2 tRNA genes and 1 rRNA gene are annotated in these 767 nt (G+C 41.2%); all 3 read right to left on the bottom strand.

Annotation, left to right across the window (positions count from 1 at the left end):
- Positions 1-335: 335 nt before the first annotated feature.
- A tRNA-Ala gene (locus tag AOG26_RS20280) sits at positions 336-411 on the bottom strand.
- Between the two features lie 111 nt (positions 412-522).
- Positions 523-599, bottom strand: a tRNA-Ile gene (locus AOG26_RS20275).
- 76 nt (positions 600-675) lie between these two features.
- Positions 676-767 (bottom strand): 16S ribosomal RNA (locus tag AOG26_RS20270); the annotation flags it as partial.

Raw genomic sequence — 767 nt, 5'->3', positions numbered from 1 at the left:
CGCCTCCAACTGCCAAGGCATCCACCGTGTACGCTTAGTCACTTAACCATACAACCCAAACGGGTCTTTGTTAGTGACAGCTGTTAACTTCGCCAGAAGTTAATTCATCAAATAATGATGAGAATACTAAAGTAGATACCAATTAATCTTTCGATTAATGGCATATTTTTTACTTTTGAAAACTCTTTATAAATAACAATGTTATCTATAAGAATTTTAATATCAGCTTTCCAAATTTTTAAAGAGCAAGAGAATAAACTTCTCAAAATTAAACACACTCTATTCTCAAGCAGTTTATTACCTGATTAAGAATGTTTATTTTTAAGGAGTAAAAGTGGTGGAGCTAAGCAGGATCGAACTGCTGACCTCCTGCGTGCAAGGCAGGCGCTCTCCCAGCTGAGCTATAGCCCCACATATGCTGGTACTTATTATTTGTAACCGACTTTGTTTCCAGACAAGGCATGGTACTACGACGTTTAGTCCACTAAACGAGGCGTGCCATAACGAAGTATGGGAGCAAAGTGGTGGGTCTGAGTAGATTTGAACTACCGACCTCACCCTTATCAGGGGTGCGCTCTAACCAACTGAGCTACAGACCCAAACAATAAGTGTTGTTCTCTTTACAATTAACAATCATCTGTGTGGACACTACGAACAAATAAGTTCTAAATCGTATAAGGAGGTGATCCAGCCCCAGGTTCCCCTAGGGCTACCTTGTTACGACTTCACCCCAGTCATGAATCACTCCGTGGTGAACGTCCTCCCGA

Source organism: Pseudoalteromonas sp. UCD-33C, from assembly GCF_001306895.1.
Taxonomy (GTDB): Bacteria; Pseudomonadota; Gammaproteobacteria; order Enterobacterales; family Alteromonadaceae; genus Pseudoalteromonas.
The sequence above is the reverse complement of the archived record's forward strand: the minus strand, read 5'-3'. Positions and strand labels throughout refer to the sequence as shown.